This window comes from Microbispora hainanensis (assembly GCF_006874475.1).
Classification (GTDB): Bacteria; Actinomycetota; Actinomycetes; order Streptosporangiales; family Streptosporangiaceae; genus Microbispora; species Microbispora hainanensis.
The window spans coordinates 81,905-98,308 of record NZ_VIRM01000028.1 but is presented as its reverse complement, the minus strand read 5'-3'; the positions used below and the strand labels follow the sequence as shown (position 1 = coordinate 98,308).

Sequence of the window (16,404 nt, the reverse complement as noted above, 5' to 3'; positions counted from 1 at the left end):
GGCCGATGGCATCTCGGCCGAGCCCGGGGCTGCGTGCCCGGCTGTTGTCCTCGTTCGCGCTGCTGTGCGTGGTCACCGCGGCGGCGGTCGCGGGCGCAGGCTACGTCGAGGCGCGCAACGCCATCCTGCAGCGCGCTCAGGATGCCGCGGTGCAGGCGGTGCGAAGCCGGCTGGAGGCGGTCTTCCCGTTGCGGAATCCGGCGCCGGACGCGGCCGAGCTCGGCGAGATCGCCCACGCGGTGACCGACGGGAGCGACGACGCGGTCGCCGTCTATCACGAGACGCGTTCGCTGGACGTCCCCGGCCGGCCGTGCCCGCCTCTGGGCGGCAGGCCATGCCGGCCCGGCCTGGATCCCGGGATGATTCCCCAGGGGCTGCGGCGGGAGGTCGCCGGCGGCAACATCGCGTGGCAACGCGTGGTGTGGCAGGGCGAGCCCGTCCTGATCATCGGCACGCCGTTGCTGATCGTCGAGCGGGACCGGCCTGCGCGGGCGTCCGGCATCGAGGTCTACGTCGCGCACAGCCTGCTTCCCGAAAAGCGCAGCATCGACCTGCTCGCCGCACGCGCCTGGCTCATCGGCGGGGCTGCCCTGGCGTTCGCGGTCGTCCTCGCGTTGCTGGCCACTCGCAGCGTGCTGGGGCCGGTGCGCGAACTCGGCCGGGCGGCACGCCTGCTGGGCCAGGGCGAGCTGCGGACCAGGATCGCGGTCCGCGGCTCCGACGAGCTGGCCGACGTGGCGCGCACGTTCAACGACACCGCCGCGGAGCTGGAACGGCACGTCGAGAAGCTGCGCGCGATGGAGGCCGACGCCCGCCGGTTCGTGGCCGATGTGTCCCACGAGCTGCGCACGCCCCTGGCCGCGCTGGCCGCGGTCGCCGACGTCCTCGACGAGGAGGCGGCCCGGCTGCCCGAGCCCGCCGGCAGGGCCGCCAGGCTGGTCAGCCAGGAGACGCTCAACCTCACCGCTCTGGTGAACGACCTCATCGAGATCAGCAGGTTCGACTCCGGCGTCGCGGCCCTGGCGCCGAACGAGGTCGACATGGCCGAGCTGGTGCGCGCGACCCTGCGTGCCCGGGGCTGGTCGGAGCAGGTGCAGGTCGAGCTTCCCCCCGGGGTGACGGCATGGCTGGACCCGCGCCGTGTAGATGTCATCCTCGCCAATCTGGTCGGCAACGCCCTGCGGCACGGCGAGCCACCGGTGTCGGTGGGGCTTCGCTCCGACTCGCATTGGATCAGCATCGAGGTCCGTGACCACGGGCCAGGGCTGGACGAAGCGGTGCTGCCACACGTGTTCGACCGGTTCTACAAGGCCAGCGCGACCAGGGCCAGGTCCGAGGGCAGCGGCCTCGGCCTCGCCATCGCGCGGGAGAACGCGCGCCTGCATCGAGGCGAGCTCACCGTCGCCAACGCCCCGGACGGCGGCGCCGTGTTCACGCTGCGCCTGCCACGCCGGGCACACGATCTGGACGGAGGCTGACAGTGGGGATCGGGCTCACCCGCCGTGTGCTCGCCGCAGGCCTCGTATCGCTCGTCGCCGCAGCCGGCTGCGGGGTACAACCCAGCGACGCCATCCGCGCCGGCGACCCTCCGAGCGGAGGCGTCGCACCAAGCATCGCGCCACCCGTGAGGATCACCCTCTTCCTGGTGAAGAACGGCCGGCTCAGCGCGGTGACGAGGCCCGGCGGCCTGCTGCTCCCGGAGGACGCGCTCGCGCTGCTGTCCGCCGGACCCAGCGCGAAGGAACAGGCGGACGGGTACACCACCGACGTCCCGCCCCGAGCCGGCCGGTTCACGGTGACCGCGGGACCGGCAGGCGACGTGGTGGTGAGCCTGTCGACTCCGGCCGGGGAACTGTCCGCCCTGGCCGTCTCGCAGATCGTGTGCACGACCGCCGCCATGGTGCCGGGCGGCCCTGCCGAGATCACCGTCGTCGGAGCCGGGCAGAGCGTCGGCCCCCGGAGCTGCCCGGCGCATCAGTAGCCGCTCAACGGGGCGTACGGATGATCCTCGATCGGGCCGTCTCCCCGCACGCCTGGCCGTGCCTCACATCGCGGGGCCGACCAGTCCTGTCTGATAGGCGATGACGACCAGCTGCGCGCGGTCGCGCGCGCCCAGCTTCGCCATCGCACGGCTGACGTGGGTGCGCGCGGTGGCTGGGCTGAGGAACAGCTCGGCGCCGATCTCGTGGTTGCTCAGTCCCCGTCCCACCAGGGCCAGCACCTCGCGCTCGCGCTCGGTCAGCACCGCGAGCCGGTCCTCCCCGGCGCGGGCGGCCGTTCGCAGCGCGGCGAACCGGCCGATGAGGCGCCGGGTGATCCGCGGCGCGAGCAGCGCGTCCCCGGCCGCTATCACCCGGATGGCCTGCAGCAGCTCGGCCGGCCCGGCGTCTTTCAGCAGGAAGCCGCTGGCGCCTGCCTGCAGTGCGTCGAAGACGTACTCGTCGGTGTCGTAGGTGGTGAGGATGAGGACCCGCACCTGCTCCAGCCCGCGCGTCTCGGAAATCCGGGCGGTCGCCTGGATCCCGTCCAGCTTGGGCATGCGGATGTCCATGAGGACGACGTCGGGGCGGGTGGCACGGGCCCGTTCGACGGCTTCGGCGCCGTCGGTGGCCTCCCCCACCACCGTGATGTCGTCCTCGATGTCGAGCAGGACCTTGAACCCGGAACGCACCAGCCGCTCGTCATCGGCGATCAGCACCTTGATCTGGGCGTTGGCCGAGGCGTCAGCGGCGTTCATGCGCGCGGCCCGGTCGGCGCGAGGGGCAGGCGTGCCCTGACTTCGAACCCGCCGCCCGGAAGCGGCCCGGCGTCGAAGTCTCCGCCCAGCAGCCGGCAGCGCTCGCGCATGCCGACGATGCCGCGGCCGGGCCCGGCCGCCTTTGCGACGCTCGGATACCGGGCCGGCAGGCGTGGGTCAGCGGTGTCACGACCCGGGGCGGCGCGGCGGCCCTCATCGGTCACGCGGATCTCCAGGGCCTCGATCCCGGGGTTCAGCTCCACCGTCACCTGGGTCGGGCCGGCGTGACGGACCACGTTGGTGATCGATTCCTGGACGATCCGGTAGGCGGCGCTGCCCACCGCGCTGGGCAACGACGTCGCGGGCGAAGCCTCCTCGACCGTGATGTCGAGTCCGGCCTCGCGCGCCTTGGCGGCCAGCTCACCGATCTGTCCCAGCCCGGGGTACGGCTCCCGCCCCTCGTTGTCGTCCCCGTCGTCGTCGCGGAGCACCCCGAGGATGGCCCGCATCTCCCGCAACGCCCGGGAGCTGTGCTCCTCGATGGCGCGCAGCGCCTCGCGCGCCACTTCCGGCCGCTTGTCGAGCACGTGCGCGGTGACACCGGACTGGACGTTGATGACCGCTATGGCGTGCGCGACGGTGTCGTGGACCTCGCGCGCGATCCGGAGCCGTTCGGCGTTCACGCGCGCCCGCGCTTCCTCCTCGCGGGTCCGTTCGGCCAGCTCGGCGCGCTCCCGTGCCTCGGCCGCGATGACCTGCCGGGACCGGACGGACTCGCCGAGGGCCGCGCTCATGACCGACGCGCCGATGCGGAAGTACACCCAGCCGATGGCGGCGCGTGGCTCGATGTCGGCCGCGGCGACCAGCCAGACGGCGGTGAGCGCGGCGATGCCCACCCCGGCGATCACCAGCGACCGGCGCCCGTCCCCATAGGCGGCAAGGGTGTAGAGGGCGACGAAGAGCCCGAGCCAGCCCGGCCCGTCGGGGAAGTCGAGACCGTAGTACACCAGGCTGGCGAGCGCGGCGGTGACGAACACCGGCACCGGCCACCGGCGGCGGACGGCGACGACGACGCCGCTCACGACCAGCAGGACATATCCGAGGTTTCCCAGGTCGGTGAGGGGACGCTGCACCACCTCGCCGGCATTGCGGACGATCGTGCCCTGCACCTGTGCCAGGGTGACGAACAGCGCGAGCAACACGTCCTGTGCCGGCGCCGGCAGGCGCAACGACGCCACGCGGTGTTCCATGCCGCGATCCTACGGTTCCCCGTGTGCGGGGCCACTCCGCCCAGACGCGCGGGCGCCCTACCACCGGGGGCGCACCTGGGTCCGGGCCGGCTACGCAGAACCGCGTAGACGCCGCCGACCGCTGCCGGAAGCCCTGACCGCCCCGGCCGCGCGACGATCGGTTCCGTGAGACCCCTCCCGGGCGCTCGGCACCGGCACCTCGGCCCGAGTCGCCGTCCGGCGCGGGCCGCGGGTCTCGTTCGTCCGACCGAAAGGATCTCCATGTCCCTCCGACACCTGCCGGCCGCCGCCGCGGCCGCCCTGCTAACGATCGCGGGGCGCACCACACCGGCGGCCGCGCGCGTTCTGGTCCAGCCGGTCGGTGCCTACACCTTGACCGCCGGGCGTCTCTGGTCCCTGGCGGCCGCGCTGCTGGGGCTGGCCGGCGTCGTCGCCGGCGGGCTCGCTCTGGCCCGCGCCACGGGCCGAATCGGTGCCGGCACCGGGAGAAGAGGGGCCGTCGTGGCCCTGGCGGCAGGGCTCACCTGCACGGTCATCGGCGGGCTGGTCGTGGCCGCCGCCAAGGGTGGTCCCGGCACCGGCTACGGCATAGTCGGGGGCTGGGTGGACCTGGTGGCCGGGCCGATCGCCATGCTTCTCGGCGGGCTCGCTCTGGCCCGCTCCCGCCGCACCGCCTGACCTGACCCCGTGCCGGTGCCTGGGGCGTTCTCCAGGCGCCGCCTCGGCGGAGACGACCACCCCGCGAGTCGTCGTCGGTTCCGGGCGTCGCGAGCGCGCGCGTCAGGCGGAGCCGATCGCGGGGTCACCTCCGTACGCAGGGGGCGCCGTTGAGCGTGAACGTGCTCGGGGCGGCGTTGGATCCGCTGTAGCCCGCCTGGAAGCCGAAGCTCGCCGTGCCGCCGTTGGCCGGGATCGTGCCGTTCCAGCTCGCGTTCTGCACGGTGACCCGGGTGCCGGACTGGGTGGCGGTGCCGTTCCAGGAGTTGGTGATCTTCTGGTTGCCGGCGAAGTCGAACATCAGGCTCCAGCCGTTGACCGCGCTGCTCGTGCCGTTGGCGATCGTCACGTCCGCGGTGAACCCGCTCCCCCAGTCGTTGGTCTTGTACGTCACGGTGCACGGCACCGACGTCGGCGTGGCCGAAGGAGAGGGAGACGGGGAGACGGACGGGCTGGCAGAAGGAGACGGCGACGGCGACCGGCTGGGCGAGGCGGACGGAGACACGCTGGGAGACGGGGAGGGCGAGGTGGTGCCGCCGCTCTTGGCCGCCATCCGGGCCGAGTGCGCCCGGAACACGGCGAGCGCCGGGTCTCCGCTCTTCACGCTGTGCTGGTCGCCCCCGGCGTTCCTGTCCGGGTACCACCAGAAGGCCGAGCCGTCGCCGCCCCTCGCCTCGAAGTCCGCGTAGAGGGCGGTCCACCAGGTGATCCGGTCGGCGTTCCCCTCGGTGTTGAACTCGCCCATGAAGAACGGCTTGCCCACCACGTCATGGGAGTCGGAGATCCACTTCCCGACGAGGGTCTTGGTCTGGTCGAGCGTGAGGTTGGCCCAGCCGGCGTTCGGATAGGGATGGGCCGAGGTGAAGTCGATGTACGGCGACTGGTGGATGTAGACGAACGGGTTGCCCTCGTCGCCGCCGAAGCCATATCGCGACTCGTGCCCCTCGAGACCGGTTCCGACCATGTGGTTCGGATCGATGCTCTTGACGTAGGAGGCCATCTCGTCGACCCACTTGCGCAGGGTGGCGCCGCTCTTGTTCTCGTCGGCGCTGACATCCTGGTAGCGGGGCTCGTTCATGAGCTCCCACGCGAAGATGGCCGGTTCGTCCTTGTACTTGATCCCGCTGTAGTGGTTCGTCCGGTTGAGGGCGTAGTTGACGTAGTTCTTGTATTGGGTGAAGCAGCCCGGACACTTGGTCTTGTCGAAGAAGACGGCGCGCCCGGGGTGCCCGCCGCTCAGGCCCTCCCACTTCAGCCGGGTGTCGATGCCGCCGTACGCCTCCCAGTAGTTCTCGAACACCGGGATGAGCCGGATGTCGTGCGCCTTGGCGGACTCGATGACGTAGTCGAACAGCGCGAACTGCTGGTCGTTGTACACGCCCTTGCCGGGCTCGAACCCGTGCCAGCTCTCATGGCTGAACATCCACAGCCGCAGCACGCTCACCTTGTCGGCCTGCAGCTCGGCCATGTGCGCGTCGATGCGCGCCTTGTCCATGTACTGCGTCTCGGTGTCGCCGTAGCTGCCGCCGTAGGTGAACACGTCGTAGGTGTTCGCGCCCGCGAAGTAGTACGTCGTGCCGTCCAGGCAGAAATGGATGCCACACCGCTGCACGAAGCCGGAGCTCGCCGCGCCGGCGGCCGTGTGGGAGAACGCCACCATGCCCGCCGCCAGGGCCAGGGCCAGCGACACGAGCAGGTGGAGTGGGCGTAACCCTCGTCTCATGAGCACTTCCTCATCGGGCGGTTCGTACGGGAGCGGTTGCACCAAATACGCCCGGAGGCCCTCTCCGCAATCGCGCCGCTCGGCCCGATCTCCCCACCTGCCTTCTCACCTGTGGTGAACCGGTTAGTGCCAGGCCCTGGCCGATGAAAGTTACATCTGTCTGCACCGGTTAAGCGAGAGCCCCGGACAAGCGCGCGATGTGGACACGCAGCCGCCCGCGCGCCATTCAGGTCATCTCTTCAGCCTGTCCAGATCCAGGTTGAGCTCCAGCACGTTCACGCCGGGTTCTCCCATGAACCCGAGCGCCCTGCCGGTCGTGTGCCGCCTGATGAGGGCTCGTACGGTGTCCAGGCCGACGCCGCGCTCCCTGGCCACCCGTGGGGCCTGCAGTTCGGCGTACGCCACGGAGATGTGCGGGTCGAGGCCGCTGCCGCTCGCGGTGACGGCGTCCGGCGGGACGACCGCGCGGGCGTCTCCGCGCACCGGCACCGTTCGGCCTGAGGAATAGTCCTCACCCGGCCTGCCGCACTCGACCTTCACCCCTTCGTACACCGGGACGAACGGCGTGGCCGGGCATGCCTGGTTGACGCTGACGACCTTCGTGGGTGCGCCCGCGGCCGGGAAGACCTTGAGCACCGCACCGACGCCGTCCGCCGTGCAGTACGGCCTGGCCCCGCTGACGCCCTCCAGCTCGCCGACCGCCTTGGAACGGGCGCACACCTGGGTGAGCAGGCTCTGCCTGCCGGTGTCGGGGTCCCCCTCGTCGTCCTTGGCGCCCGGCACCGGGAGAGTGTCGAGGACGTCCTCCGGGCCGAGGTTGCTCGCGCCCGAGGCCAGCGGGTCGTAGCCACTCGTGGACGGGCGGCTCTGGAAGTACGTCTTGATCGGGTTGCCGTCCGCATCGGTGAAGCCCTGGCCGATGAGGGCGCTGCCCACGTCCTTGCCGCCCTCCCGCAGGAGGGAGCCGTCGGCGTTGCCGTTGAACACGGCCTGCGCGACGCCCGTGACCAGCAGCGGGTAGATCGCGCCGGTCACCAGGGTGAGCACGAGAAGCGCGCGCAGCGCCGCGATGTGCCGGTGGATCCAGCTTGGCAGGCGTTCCATTTATGACATCCCCGGAAGGAACATGACGAGCAGGTCGATGAGCTTGATGCCGATGAACGGGACGACGATCCCGCCGAGGCCGTAGACGTAGAGGTTGCGGCTGAGCAGTTTCGACGCGCTGGAGGGGCGGTAGCGCACGCCGCGCAGGGCGAGCGGGATGAGCGCGACGATGACCAGGGCGTTGAAGATCACCGCGGACAGGATGGCCGACTGGGGACTGTGCAGCCGCATGACGTTCAGCGTGTCCAGACCGGGATAGACCGCGGCGAACATGGCCGGGATGATCGCGAAATACTTCGCGATGTCGTTGGCGATGGAGAAGGTGGTCAGCGCCCCCCGGGTGATCAGCAGTTGCTTGCCGATCTCGACGATCTCGATGAGCTTGGTCGGGTTGGAGTCGAGGTCGACCATGTTCCCGGCCTCCTTGGCGGCCGAGGTGCCGGTGTTCATCGCCACCCCCACGTCGGCCTGGGCCAGCGCCGGGGCGTCGTTGGTGCCGTCGCCGGTCATCGCGACCAGCCGCCCGCCCTCCTGCTCCTTGCGGATCAGGGCGAGCTTGTCCTCCGGAGTCGCCTCGGCCAGGAAGTCGTCCACGCCCGCCTCGTCGGCGATCGCCCTGGCGGTGAGCGGGTTGTCCCCGGTGATCATGACGGTGCGGATGCCCATCCGGCGCATCTCGTCGAACCGCTCCCGCATGCCCGTCTTGACCACGTCCTTGAGGTGGACCACCCCGAGCACCCGGGCCGCGCCGCCGTCGGTGACCTCGCCCACCACGAGCGGCGTGCCGCCGGAGGCGGAGATCCCGTCGACCAGCTGCCCGACGTGTTCGGAGGGCCGGCCGCCGTTGTCGCGCACCCACCTGATCACGGCGGCCGCGGCGCCCTTGCGGACCCGGCGCCCGTCGACGTCGACGCCGGACATGCGGGTCTGCGCGGTGAACGGAATCCAGCCGGCGTGGGCCAGCTCGCCCGGCCGGCGTTCGCGCAGGCCGTAGGTGTTCTTGGCGTAGACCACGATCGAACGGCCTTCGGGGGTCTCGTCCGCCAGGCTGGACAACTGCGCCGCCCGCGCGAGCTCCATGACGCGCACTCCGGGCACCGGGAGGAACTCGGCCGCCTGCCGGTTGCCCAGGGTGATCGTGCCGGTCTTGTCGAGCAGCAGTGTGCTGACGTCACCGGCGGCCTCCACCGCACGGCCGGACATCGCCAGCACGTTGCGCTGCACCAGGCGGTCCATGCCGGCGATGCCGATGGCCGACAGCAGCGCCCCGATCGTGGTCGGGATGAGGCAGACCAGCAGCGAGATCAGCACGATGCCGGTGACGCCGTGCCCGTTCAGGGCCAGGGAGTCGGGGATGCCGGGGTTCTGCGCCTTGGAGTAGATGGCCAGCGGCTGCATGGTCACCGTGGCGATCAGGAAGATGATCGTCAGTGCGGCCAGCAGGATGTTGAGGGCGATCTCGTTGGGGGTCTTCTGCCGGTCGGCGCCCTCGACCAGGGCGATCATCCGGTCGATGAAGCTCTCCCCCGGCTTCTGGGTGATCCGCACGATGATCCGGTCCGACAGGACCTTGGTGCCGCCCGTGACGGCCGAGCGGTCGCCGCCGGACTCGCGGATCACCGGCGCGGACTCGCCGGTGATGGCCGACTCGTCCACACTGGCGATGCCCTCGACCACGTCGCCGTCGCCGGGGACGATCTCCCCGGCCTCGACGATGACGTGGTCGCCCTGCCGGAGTTCGGGGGCGCCCACCGTCTCCCAACGCCCGGGATCACCCGGGTCCGGCAGCCGCCGGGCCATGCTGTCGCGCTTGGCCGCCCGCAGCGTGGCGGCCTGGGCCTTGCCCCGGCCCTCGGCCACGGCCTCGGCCAGGTTGGCGAACACGACGGTCAGCCACAGCCAGACCGCGATGGCCCAGGCGAAGAACGAGGGATCGGTGATCGCGAGCACGGTGGTGAACGCCGCGCCGACCTCGACGATGAGCATCACCGGATTGCGCCACAGCGTGGCGGGGTTCAGCTTGCCCAGGGCGTCGGGCAGGGAGGTCAGGAGCTGCTTGGGGTCGAGCAGACCGCCGCCCACCTTGCCGCCCTTCGCCGGAGCGGGTGCGGGAGCCGGTGCTTCCGGCGCCTGGAGCACTGTCATCACTGGATTCCTTCTGCGAGCGGGCCGAGCGCCAGAGCGGGGAGGAAGGTCAGCGCCACCACGATGATCGTCACGCCCACGACCATGCCGACGAACTGCGGGCGGTGGGTGGGGAGCGTGCCCGCCGAGGCCGGTGTGGGGGCCTGTCTGGCCAGCGAACCGGCGAGGCCGAGCACGAAGACGATCGGCAGGAACCGGCCGAAGGCCATGCACAGCCCGAGCGCGGTGTCGTACCACGGGGTGTTCACGGTGATGCCGGCGAACGCCGACCCGTTGTTGTTGGAGGCGCTGGTGAACGCGTAGAGCACTTCGGACAGGCCGTGCGGCCCGGAGTTGAGCATGCTCGCCCGCTGCTCGGGCGAGGCCATGGCCAGGGCGGTGCCCACGAGCACGAGCGCGGGTGTGGTCAGGAAGTAGAGCGAGGCCAGCTTGATCTCGCGCGAACCGATCTTCTTGCCCAGATACTCCGGCGTACGGCCCACCATGAGACCGGCGACGAACACGGTGATCACCGCGAGCACGAGCATGCCGTACAGGCCCGCGCCCACCCCGCCGGGCGCCACCTCGCCCAGCATCATGTCGAACATCGTCATCATGCCGCCGAGTGCGGTGTAGGAGTCGTGGAAGGAGTTGACCGCGCCGGTCGAGGTCAGCGTCGTGGCCGCGGCGAAGGTGCCGGAGTCGGGCACGCCGAACCTGACCTCCTTGCCTTCCATCGCGGCGCCGACCGCCTGCGGAACGGTGCCGTGATGCGCGATCTCCAGCCCCGTGAGCAGCGCGACGCTCGCGAAGGCCAGCACGCCCATGACCGCGGCGATCGCGTAGCCCTGCCGCCGGTCGCCCACCATGCGCCCGAACGTGCGGGGCAGCGCGAACGGCAGCACGAGGATCAGGAAGATCTCCAGCCAGTTCGTCCAGGAGGTCGCGTTCTCGAAGGGGTGGGCGGAGTTGGCGTTGTAGAAGCCGCCGCCGTTGTTGCCGAGCTCCTTGATGACCTCCTGACTGGCCACCGGCCCGCCGGTGATGCTCTGCGTGCCCCCGGTCAGCGTGGCGACCTCGTGGACGCCCGCGAAGTTCTGGATCACGCCGCCGGCCACCAGGAGGAGCGCTCCGGCGAACGCGATCGGCAGCAGGATGCGGACCGTGCCGCGGACCAGGTCCACCCAGAAATTGCCGAGCTCGTCCGTCTGCTTGCGGGCGAAGCCGCGCACCAGGGCGATCGCCACGGCCATGCCGACGGCGGCCGACACGAAGTTCTGCACCGCCAGGCCGGCCATCTGCACCAGGTGGCCCATCGTGGACTCCCCCGAGTACGCCTGCCAGTTGGTGTTGGTGACGAAACTGACCGCGGTGTTCCACGCCACGTGGTCCGTCACCCCGGGAAAGCCCAGGCTCAGCAGCAGTTTGTCCTGCAGACGCTGGAAGGCGTACAGGAACAGGATCGAGACGGCCGAGAAGGCGAGCAGGCTGCGGGCGTAGACGCTCCACCGCTGCCCGGCGTCCGGCCGGACCCCGATGAGCCGGAAAATCACTCGTTCGACGGCCAGGTGCCGCGTGCCGCTGTAGACGCGGTACATGTGGTCGCCGAGCGGCCGGTGCGTCAGCACCAGGGCGACGACGAGGGATCCGATGAACAGGATCCCGGCCGTGGTCGGCGACATCAGAAACGCTCCGGGAACAGCAGGGCCGCCACCATGAAGATCACCAGACCGGCGGCCACGACCAGACCCACGGCGTTGACAGCGCTCACAGGCGCTCCACCGCCTTCACCACGAGCCCGCAGATCGCGAATATCGCGACTGTCAGGGCGACGAAGATGACGTCAGCCATCTCACTTCCTCAAATCCGGATGCTTGCCCGGCCGCCGGACAGACGGCCATTAACCAGCAAAGCGCCAGGTTCGAGGGGTCTTGGTGTTCTTGATGCGTTCCCTACGCCGAGCGCCGGAACCTCTACGCCGCCTCTACGCGGCGGCCCGCTGGACAGAGCCCTGCAGCCCTGCGCGAGACGGGCCCCGGATCGCGGCGACGCATCAACGTCGCGTCAGCTTTCGGCGGCAGGGCGTCGGGATTCCGTAGCGACGGCGTTCCCGCTGGTCGCATGGCACCTAACGTCGCCTTCGTAGCTCCCTCTGGAAGGCATGACAATGCTCGAAGATCCCTTATATGTGCCGGTCCGCCGCAGTTCGTTCTCCCTGGCGCTACGCCTGTTCCGGACGCCTGCGGGCACGCGGACGGCGGTGGCCTTCACCTCGCCGCTCCGGCTGACGAAGGCGCTGGGCAGCGACCAGGGCTGGGTCCGCCTGAGCGAGCCCGCGCTGCGGAGCATGATCAAGGATCTCGGCGTGATCGGCATCGTGATCGACCCCGCCGGCATGATGAGCCGGCCGAACTCCAGGACCGCGTGATGTGCATCCTCCACCAGAACCTCGACGACCAAGACGACCAGTTCACAGAGCCGCCGACGGCCGGGAACCCGCTTTCCCGCCGGGAGGAGAACCGCTTCGGTCTCCCGCGCGACCTCGGCCGGCAGGACCCGCCGTACGGCGATGACGGCGATGACGGCGATGACGGCGAAACAACGCCGCCACGACGCGACCCGGTCGTCGCCGCTCACTGAGTTCGAAGGCTCCGCGGACACGGACCCGGCGCAAACGAGTACGCCGAGCGGCGGTGTCAGCCGACGTGGACGTGGGGCCTGCGCTCGAGATCCGGCTCCGCCTTGCGGAGCACCTCGCGGGTGAGCGGGGGCACGTCGCCGCCGCCGAACACCAGGTAGCGCAGCATGGCGAGCACGGGATTGCCCTCGGCCCAGTGGAAGTAGATGTGCGGCACCGCGCCGGTGCGGTCGCGGAGGTGGAGCAGGAGCGCGGCCAGCGAGTTGGGCACGGCAGAGCTCTCGATCCGCAGGATCCTGTGCCCGTAGCGCTCCTCGCCCCGGACGTGCAGGTCCGTCTCGAACTCCGAGGCGTCCGGCACGGTGACCTCGACGAACATCACCGGCTCGTCGCTGCGCAGCCGGTGGTTGATCCACTGCTCGCGGAGCTTGTCGTGGTATTCGTCCTGGTCACGTTCATGGGGCTCGTTGGCGATCAGGTGGATCAGGCCGGCGGCCTCGTTCACCCACTGCTCGGCCAGCGGGTCCAGGTCGACCTCGGTGACCCGTAGCTCAGTGGAACGGGTGGCCCGGGAGATCACCGAGGTGATGATGATCGCGGCGATGAAGAAGGAGGCGATCTTCACGCCGTCGGGCCGCTCGACCACGTTGTCGACCAGCGTGTAGGCGAGGACCGCCGCGATCAGCCCGAAGCCGGTCGCGGCGGCCGCCTGGCCCTTCCTGAACGCCGACAGCGTCACCGCGACCGCCGCCGACAGCATCAGCACCAGCACGCCCGTGGCGTACGCGCCGCCCTGGGCGTCCACGTCGGCGTCGAAGATGATCGTGATGGCGAACGCGATCGCCGCGAAGACGAGCACCAGGGGCCGCACCGCGCCGGTCCATTCGGGCGCCATGCCATATCGGGGGAGGTAGCGCGGCACCAGGTTGATCAGGCCCGCCATGGCCGAGGCGCCCGCGAACCACAGGATCGCGATCGTGGAGACGTCGTACACGCTGCCGAACCACTCGCCGAGGAACGTGTGCGCCAGATAGGCCAGCGCACGGCCGCTCGCCTTGCCGCCCTCCTCGAACTCCTCGTGCGGGATCAGCGTGGTCGTGACGAAGCTGGAGAAGATCAGGAAGACGCTCATGACGAGCGCGGCCACGGTGAGCAGCCGTTTGGCACCCTTGATGCGCTGCCGTACGTCGCCCCTGACGACGGGCATCACGGCGACGCCGGTCTCGAAGCCCGACATGCCCAGCGCGAGTTTCGGCATGACCAGCAGCGAGAGGCCGATCATGGCCATTGGGCCGCTGTAGCCGGCGTTCAGTGCGTGGGTCCAGTCGACGACCACCTGCGGCGCCTGGAGCACGTGGACGAGCGAGGTGAACACGACGACGGCGTTGAGCCCGAGATAGACGAGGACGAGGATCACCGCGACGCCGATCGCCTCGGTGAAGCCCATCAGGAACACCCCGCCGAGCATGGCCAGCAGGAACAGGGTGACGGGCACCCGCTGCCCTTGGATCCAGTGCGGCGCGAACGGGTTCTCCAGGATGTGCGCGGTCGCGTCGGCGGCCGACAGCGTCATCGTGATGACGAAATCCGTGGCCGCGAACCCGAGCAGGGCCAGGACGAACAGCTTGCCCCACCACTGCGGCGCCAGCTTCTCCAGCATCGCGATCGAGCCCTGGCCGTAGGGGCTCTCGGCGGCCACCCGGCGATAGACCGGCAGCGCGCCGAGCAGTGTGAGCGCGACCAGGAAGACCGTGGCGAGCGGCGACAGGAACCCTGCCGCGAGCACCGCGATCCCCGGCTGATAGCCGAGCGTGGAGAAATAGTCCACACCCGTCAGGCACATCACGCGCCACCACGAGTGCTTCGCGTGCGGCCCGTGCTCGATCTCCTTGCGATCGGTCTGGAGACCTTCGAGCAACCAGGTGCGCACGGGACCCGTGGGCGTGGCGACAGAACGCCCCAACCTGGCCACCTCCGGTATCAACATCGCGTCAATGAACGCATGCACACTACTGGCGCAATCACCGCGAACGACGAGGTCAGGGCGTCAAGAACGCGTCAAGAGCGGAAGTCGTCCGACCACGCTCCGTGACGACGGGACGGCCGGTGACGAACGTCAATCGGGCGTCGGATTCGACGGGCCCGCCGTAGGAATCGCGTCAGGATCGCCCATTCATGGGGTGTTCCATGCTTAGCGTGTCGTGTGTCCCTTTCGGGGTTGTTTGCCCGTTCAGCGTGGCAGGGCTGTTCAGGAAGGCGGTGTGCGGTGAAAACGCTCGACGACGTCGACCGGTCGCTGCTCCAGGCGCTCGCCCGGGACGGCCGCGCTCCGGTGCGGGCCCTCGCCCGCGACCTCGCGCTCGGCGACAGCACGGTCTCCGTCCGGTTGCGCAGGCTGCGCGACAGCGGCGCGCTGGCCGCCATCCGCGTCGAGGTGGACCCGGCGGCGCTGGGCCGGCCGATCCAGGCCCTCGTACGCGTCCGGCTGCGCCACGGCGTGACCTGCGGAACCTACGAGCGGCGGCTGCGCGAGATACCCGCGGTGCTGAGCGCGCTGGTCCTGCTCGGCGACGCCGACATCGAGGTACGGGTGGCCTGCCGGAGCATGGACGACCTCGAACTGGCGGTGGCGACGCTCCGCGAGGCGGGCGCCGACACCACCTTCACCCAGATCGTGACCCGAACGGTCACCGGACTCGGCCAGGCGCTCCTGGCGGAGAAGAGAACGAGATGAGCCTGCTGATCCCACCTCCGCGTACGACGGAGACGGCCCACGGCCCCTGGCCGGCCACCGCGCGCTTCGGCCCCGGTGGGCACGCCGAGGTCGGCGGCGTCGACCTGATGGAGGTGGCCGAGCGCTTCGGCACCCCCACGTACGTCATGGACGAGGCCGACGTGCGCCTGCGCTGCCGCGCCTACCGCGCCGCGCTGCCCCGGGCCGAGGTCGCGTACGCCGCGAAGGCCTTCTGGTGCCGCGCGATGGCCGCCTGGGTCCGATATGAGGGGCTCGCCCTCGACGTGTGCTCGGCCGGTGAGCTTGCCGTGGCGAGGTCCGCCGGCTTCCCCGCGGACCGGATCATCTTCCACGGCAACGCCAAAACCCCGGCGGACCTGCGCGCGGCGGTGGAGGAGCGGGTCGGCCGCATCGTCATCGACGATCTCGCCGAGATCAACCGTCTCGCCGCGCTCGTCCCCGCAGGGATGAGGCAGAAGGTGCTGGTGCGGGTGATTCCCGACATCGAAGCCGGGGCGCACGCCGCCATCCGCACCGGTGGGGAGGACCACAAGTTCGGGCTGTCGATAGCGGCCGGTGGGGCGCGGGAGGCGGTGAACCGGATCCTCCACCAGCCACGCCTGGAGCTGGTCGGCCTGCACTGCCATCTGGGGTCCCAGATCACCGCGGTCGAGCCGTACGAGCAGTGCGCACGCGTGCTGGTGGACCAGCTCGCACGGATCCGCGACGCGCACGGGGTGACGCTTCCCCAGCTCGATCTCGGCGGCGGTCACGCGATCGCCTACACGAGCGGGCAGGCCGGCCTGGCTCCAGCCCGGCTCGTTTCGCTGGCCGCGACCGTCGAGGGGCGCTGCGCCGGCATCGGCCTGCCGGCGCCGCGGCTGACCGTCGAACCCGGGCGGGCCGTCGCCGGGCCCGCCGGTGTGACGCTCTATCGGGTGATCGCGGTCAAGAAGGGGCTGCGCCGCACGTACGTCGCGGTCGACGGAGGCATGAGCGACAATCCCCGGCCCGCGATGTACGGCTCGCGGTACGAGATGCGCATGATCGGCCGGACGACGCACGAGGGCGCGCGCGACTTCACCGTGGTCGGCCACCACTGCGAGAGCGGGGACATGCTGGCCGAGGCCGCCGCGCTGCCCGCCGACATCCACCCCGGCGACGTGCTCGCCGTCGCCGCCACCGGCGCCTACAACCACTCGATGGCCTCGACGTACAACATGACCGGGCGCCCGCCGGTCGTCGCCGTGAGCCGGGGCAAGGCCCGCCTCGTCGTCCGCCGCGAGGGCCTCGAGGACCTGCTGCGCCGCGATGTCGGCCTCTGACGCCCGCCTGGGAGGCATCGTGCGCACATCCTCGGCCGGACGCGTCCTCGCC

15 protein-coding genes are annotated in these 16,404 nt (G+C 70.7%); 7 read left to right on the top strand and 8 right to left on the bottom strand.

The window, feature by feature from the left end; translation table 11 throughout:
* The first annotated feature begins 5 nt into the window (after nucleotides 1-5).
* Both FLX08_RS22520 and FLX08_RS22515 read left to right on the top strand, forming a co-directional pair.
* On the top strand, nucleotides 6-1,478 hold the full coding sequence (locus tag FLX08_RS22520) for a sensor histidine kinase (protein ID WP_142621017.1): 1,473 nt from the start codon (nucleotides 6-8) through the stop codon (nucleotides 1,476-1,478).
* Between the two features lie 146 nt (nucleotides 1,479-1,624).
* A complete protein-coding gene (locus tag FLX08_RS22515; protein ID WP_142621015.1) occupies nucleotides 1,625-1,981 on the top strand; it encodes a hypothetical protein in 357 nt (118 codons plus the stop codon).
* 63 nt (nucleotides 1,982-2,044) lie between these two features.
* Here the strand turns inward: FLX08_RS22515 and FLX08_RS22510 are convergent, their stop codons facing one another.
* On the bottom strand, nucleotides 2,045-2,737 hold the full coding sequence (locus tag FLX08_RS22510) for a response regulator transcription factor (RefSeq protein WP_142621013.1): 693 nt from the start codon (nucleotides 2,735-2,737) through the stop codon (nucleotides 2,045-2,047).
* Nucleotides 2,734-3,987, bottom strand: coding sequence for a sensor histidine kinase (locus FLX08_RS22505; protein WP_142621011.1), 1,254 nt, complete (start codon nucleotides 3,985-3,987; stop codon nucleotides 2,734-2,736). The genes FLX08_RS22510 and FLX08_RS22505 overlap by 4 nt, the downstream gene beginning before the upstream one ends.
* 261 nt (nucleotides 3,988-4,248) lie before the next feature.
* On the opposite strand from FLX08_RS22505, the gene FLX08_RS22500 reads away from it, so the two are divergent.
* The gene (locus FLX08_RS22500) at nucleotides 4,249-4,665 is read left to right on the top strand and encodes a DUF6223 family protein (RefSeq protein ID WP_244312811.1); all 417 of its coding nucleotides are present in this window, start codon (nucleotides 4,249-4,251) and stop codon (nucleotides 4,663-4,665) included.
* A 124-nt stretch (nucleotides 4,666-4,789) separates the two neighbouring features.
* Here the strand turns inward: FLX08_RS22500 and FLX08_RS42970 are convergent, their stop codons facing one another.
* The 5 genes from FLX08_RS42970 to kdpF form a co-directional block, all read right to left on the bottom strand.
* Nucleotides 4,790-6,427, bottom strand: a complete 1,638-nt coding sequence (locus FLX08_RS42970; RefSeq protein WP_142621009.1) for a cellulose binding domain-containing protein — start codon at nucleotides 6,425-6,427, stop codon at nucleotides 4,790-4,792.
* 231 nt (nucleotides 6,428-6,658) lie between these two features.
* Nucleotides 6,659-7,531 carry a potassium-transporting ATPase subunit C gene (locus tag FLX08_RS22490; RefSeq protein ID WP_142621007.1) on the bottom strand — a complete coding sequence of 291 codons (873 nt, stop codon included), beginning with the start codon at nucleotides 7,529-7,531 and terminating at the stop codon, nucleotides 6,659-6,661.
* Entirely contained in the window at nucleotides 7,532-9,676 is a 2,145-nt protein-coding gene (gene kdpB, locus FLX08_RS22485; RefSeq protein WP_142621005.1) for a potassium-transporting ATPase subunit KdpB, read from the bottom strand.
* On the bottom strand, nucleotides 9,676-11,337 hold the full coding sequence (gene kdpA, locus FLX08_RS22480; protein WP_142621003.1) for a potassium-transporting ATPase subunit KdpA: 1,662 nt from the start codon (nucleotides 11,335-11,337) through the stop codon (nucleotides 9,676-9,678). The genes kdpB and kdpA overlap by 1 nt, the downstream gene beginning before the upstream one ends.
* Nucleotides 11,337-11,426 carry a K(+)-transporting ATPase subunit F gene (gene kdpF / locus FLX08_RS22475; protein ID WP_051762724.1) on the bottom strand — a complete coding sequence of 30 codons (90 nt, stop codon included), beginning with the start codon at nucleotides 11,424-11,426 and terminating at the stop codon, nucleotides 11,337-11,339. Before kdpF ends, kdpA begins: the two co-directional genes overlap by 1 nt.
* A gap of 390 nt (nucleotides 11,427-11,816) precedes the next feature.
* Here kdpF and FLX08_RS22465 point away from each other — a divergent pair, with 390 nt between their 5' ends.
* Nucleotides 11,817-12,083 (top strand): SAV_915 family protein, encoded by a 267-nt coding sequence (locus FLX08_RS22465; RefSeq protein WP_142621001.1) that lies wholly within the window; start codon nucleotides 11,817-11,819, stop codon nucleotides 12,081-12,083.
* Nucleotides 12,083-12,295 (top strand): hypothetical protein, encoded by a 213-nt coding sequence (locus FLX08_RS22460; protein WP_142620999.1) that lies wholly within the window; start codon nucleotides 12,083-12,085, stop codon nucleotides 12,293-12,295. The genes FLX08_RS22465 and FLX08_RS22460 overlap by 1 nt, the downstream gene beginning before the upstream one ends.
* A 56-nt stretch (nucleotides 12,296-12,351) precedes the next feature.
* On the opposite strand, the gene FLX08_RS22455 is transcribed toward FLX08_RS22460, so the two are convergent.
* Entirely contained in the window at nucleotides 12,352-14,265 is a 1,914-nt protein-coding gene (locus FLX08_RS22455; RefSeq protein WP_167530533.1) for an APC family permease, read from the bottom strand.
* 294 nt (nucleotides 14,266-14,559) lie between these two features.
* Here FLX08_RS22455 and FLX08_RS22450 point away from each other — a divergent pair, with 294 nt between their 5' ends.
* Together FLX08_RS22450 and lysA are read left to right on the top strand one after the other, a co-directional pair.
* Entirely contained in the window at nucleotides 14,560-15,027 is a 468-nt protein-coding gene (locus FLX08_RS22450) for an Lrp/AsnC family transcriptional regulator (protein ID WP_142620995.1), read from the top strand.
* The gene (gene lysA / locus FLX08_RS22445) at nucleotides 15,024-16,352 is read left to right on the top strand and encodes a diaminopimelate decarboxylase (RefSeq protein ID WP_142620993.1); all 1,329 of its coding nucleotides are present in this window, start codon (nucleotides 15,024-15,026) and stop codon (nucleotides 16,350-16,352) included. The genes FLX08_RS22450 and lysA overlap by 4 nt, the downstream gene beginning before the upstream one ends.
* Nucleotides 16,353-16,404: the final 52 nt, after the last annotated feature.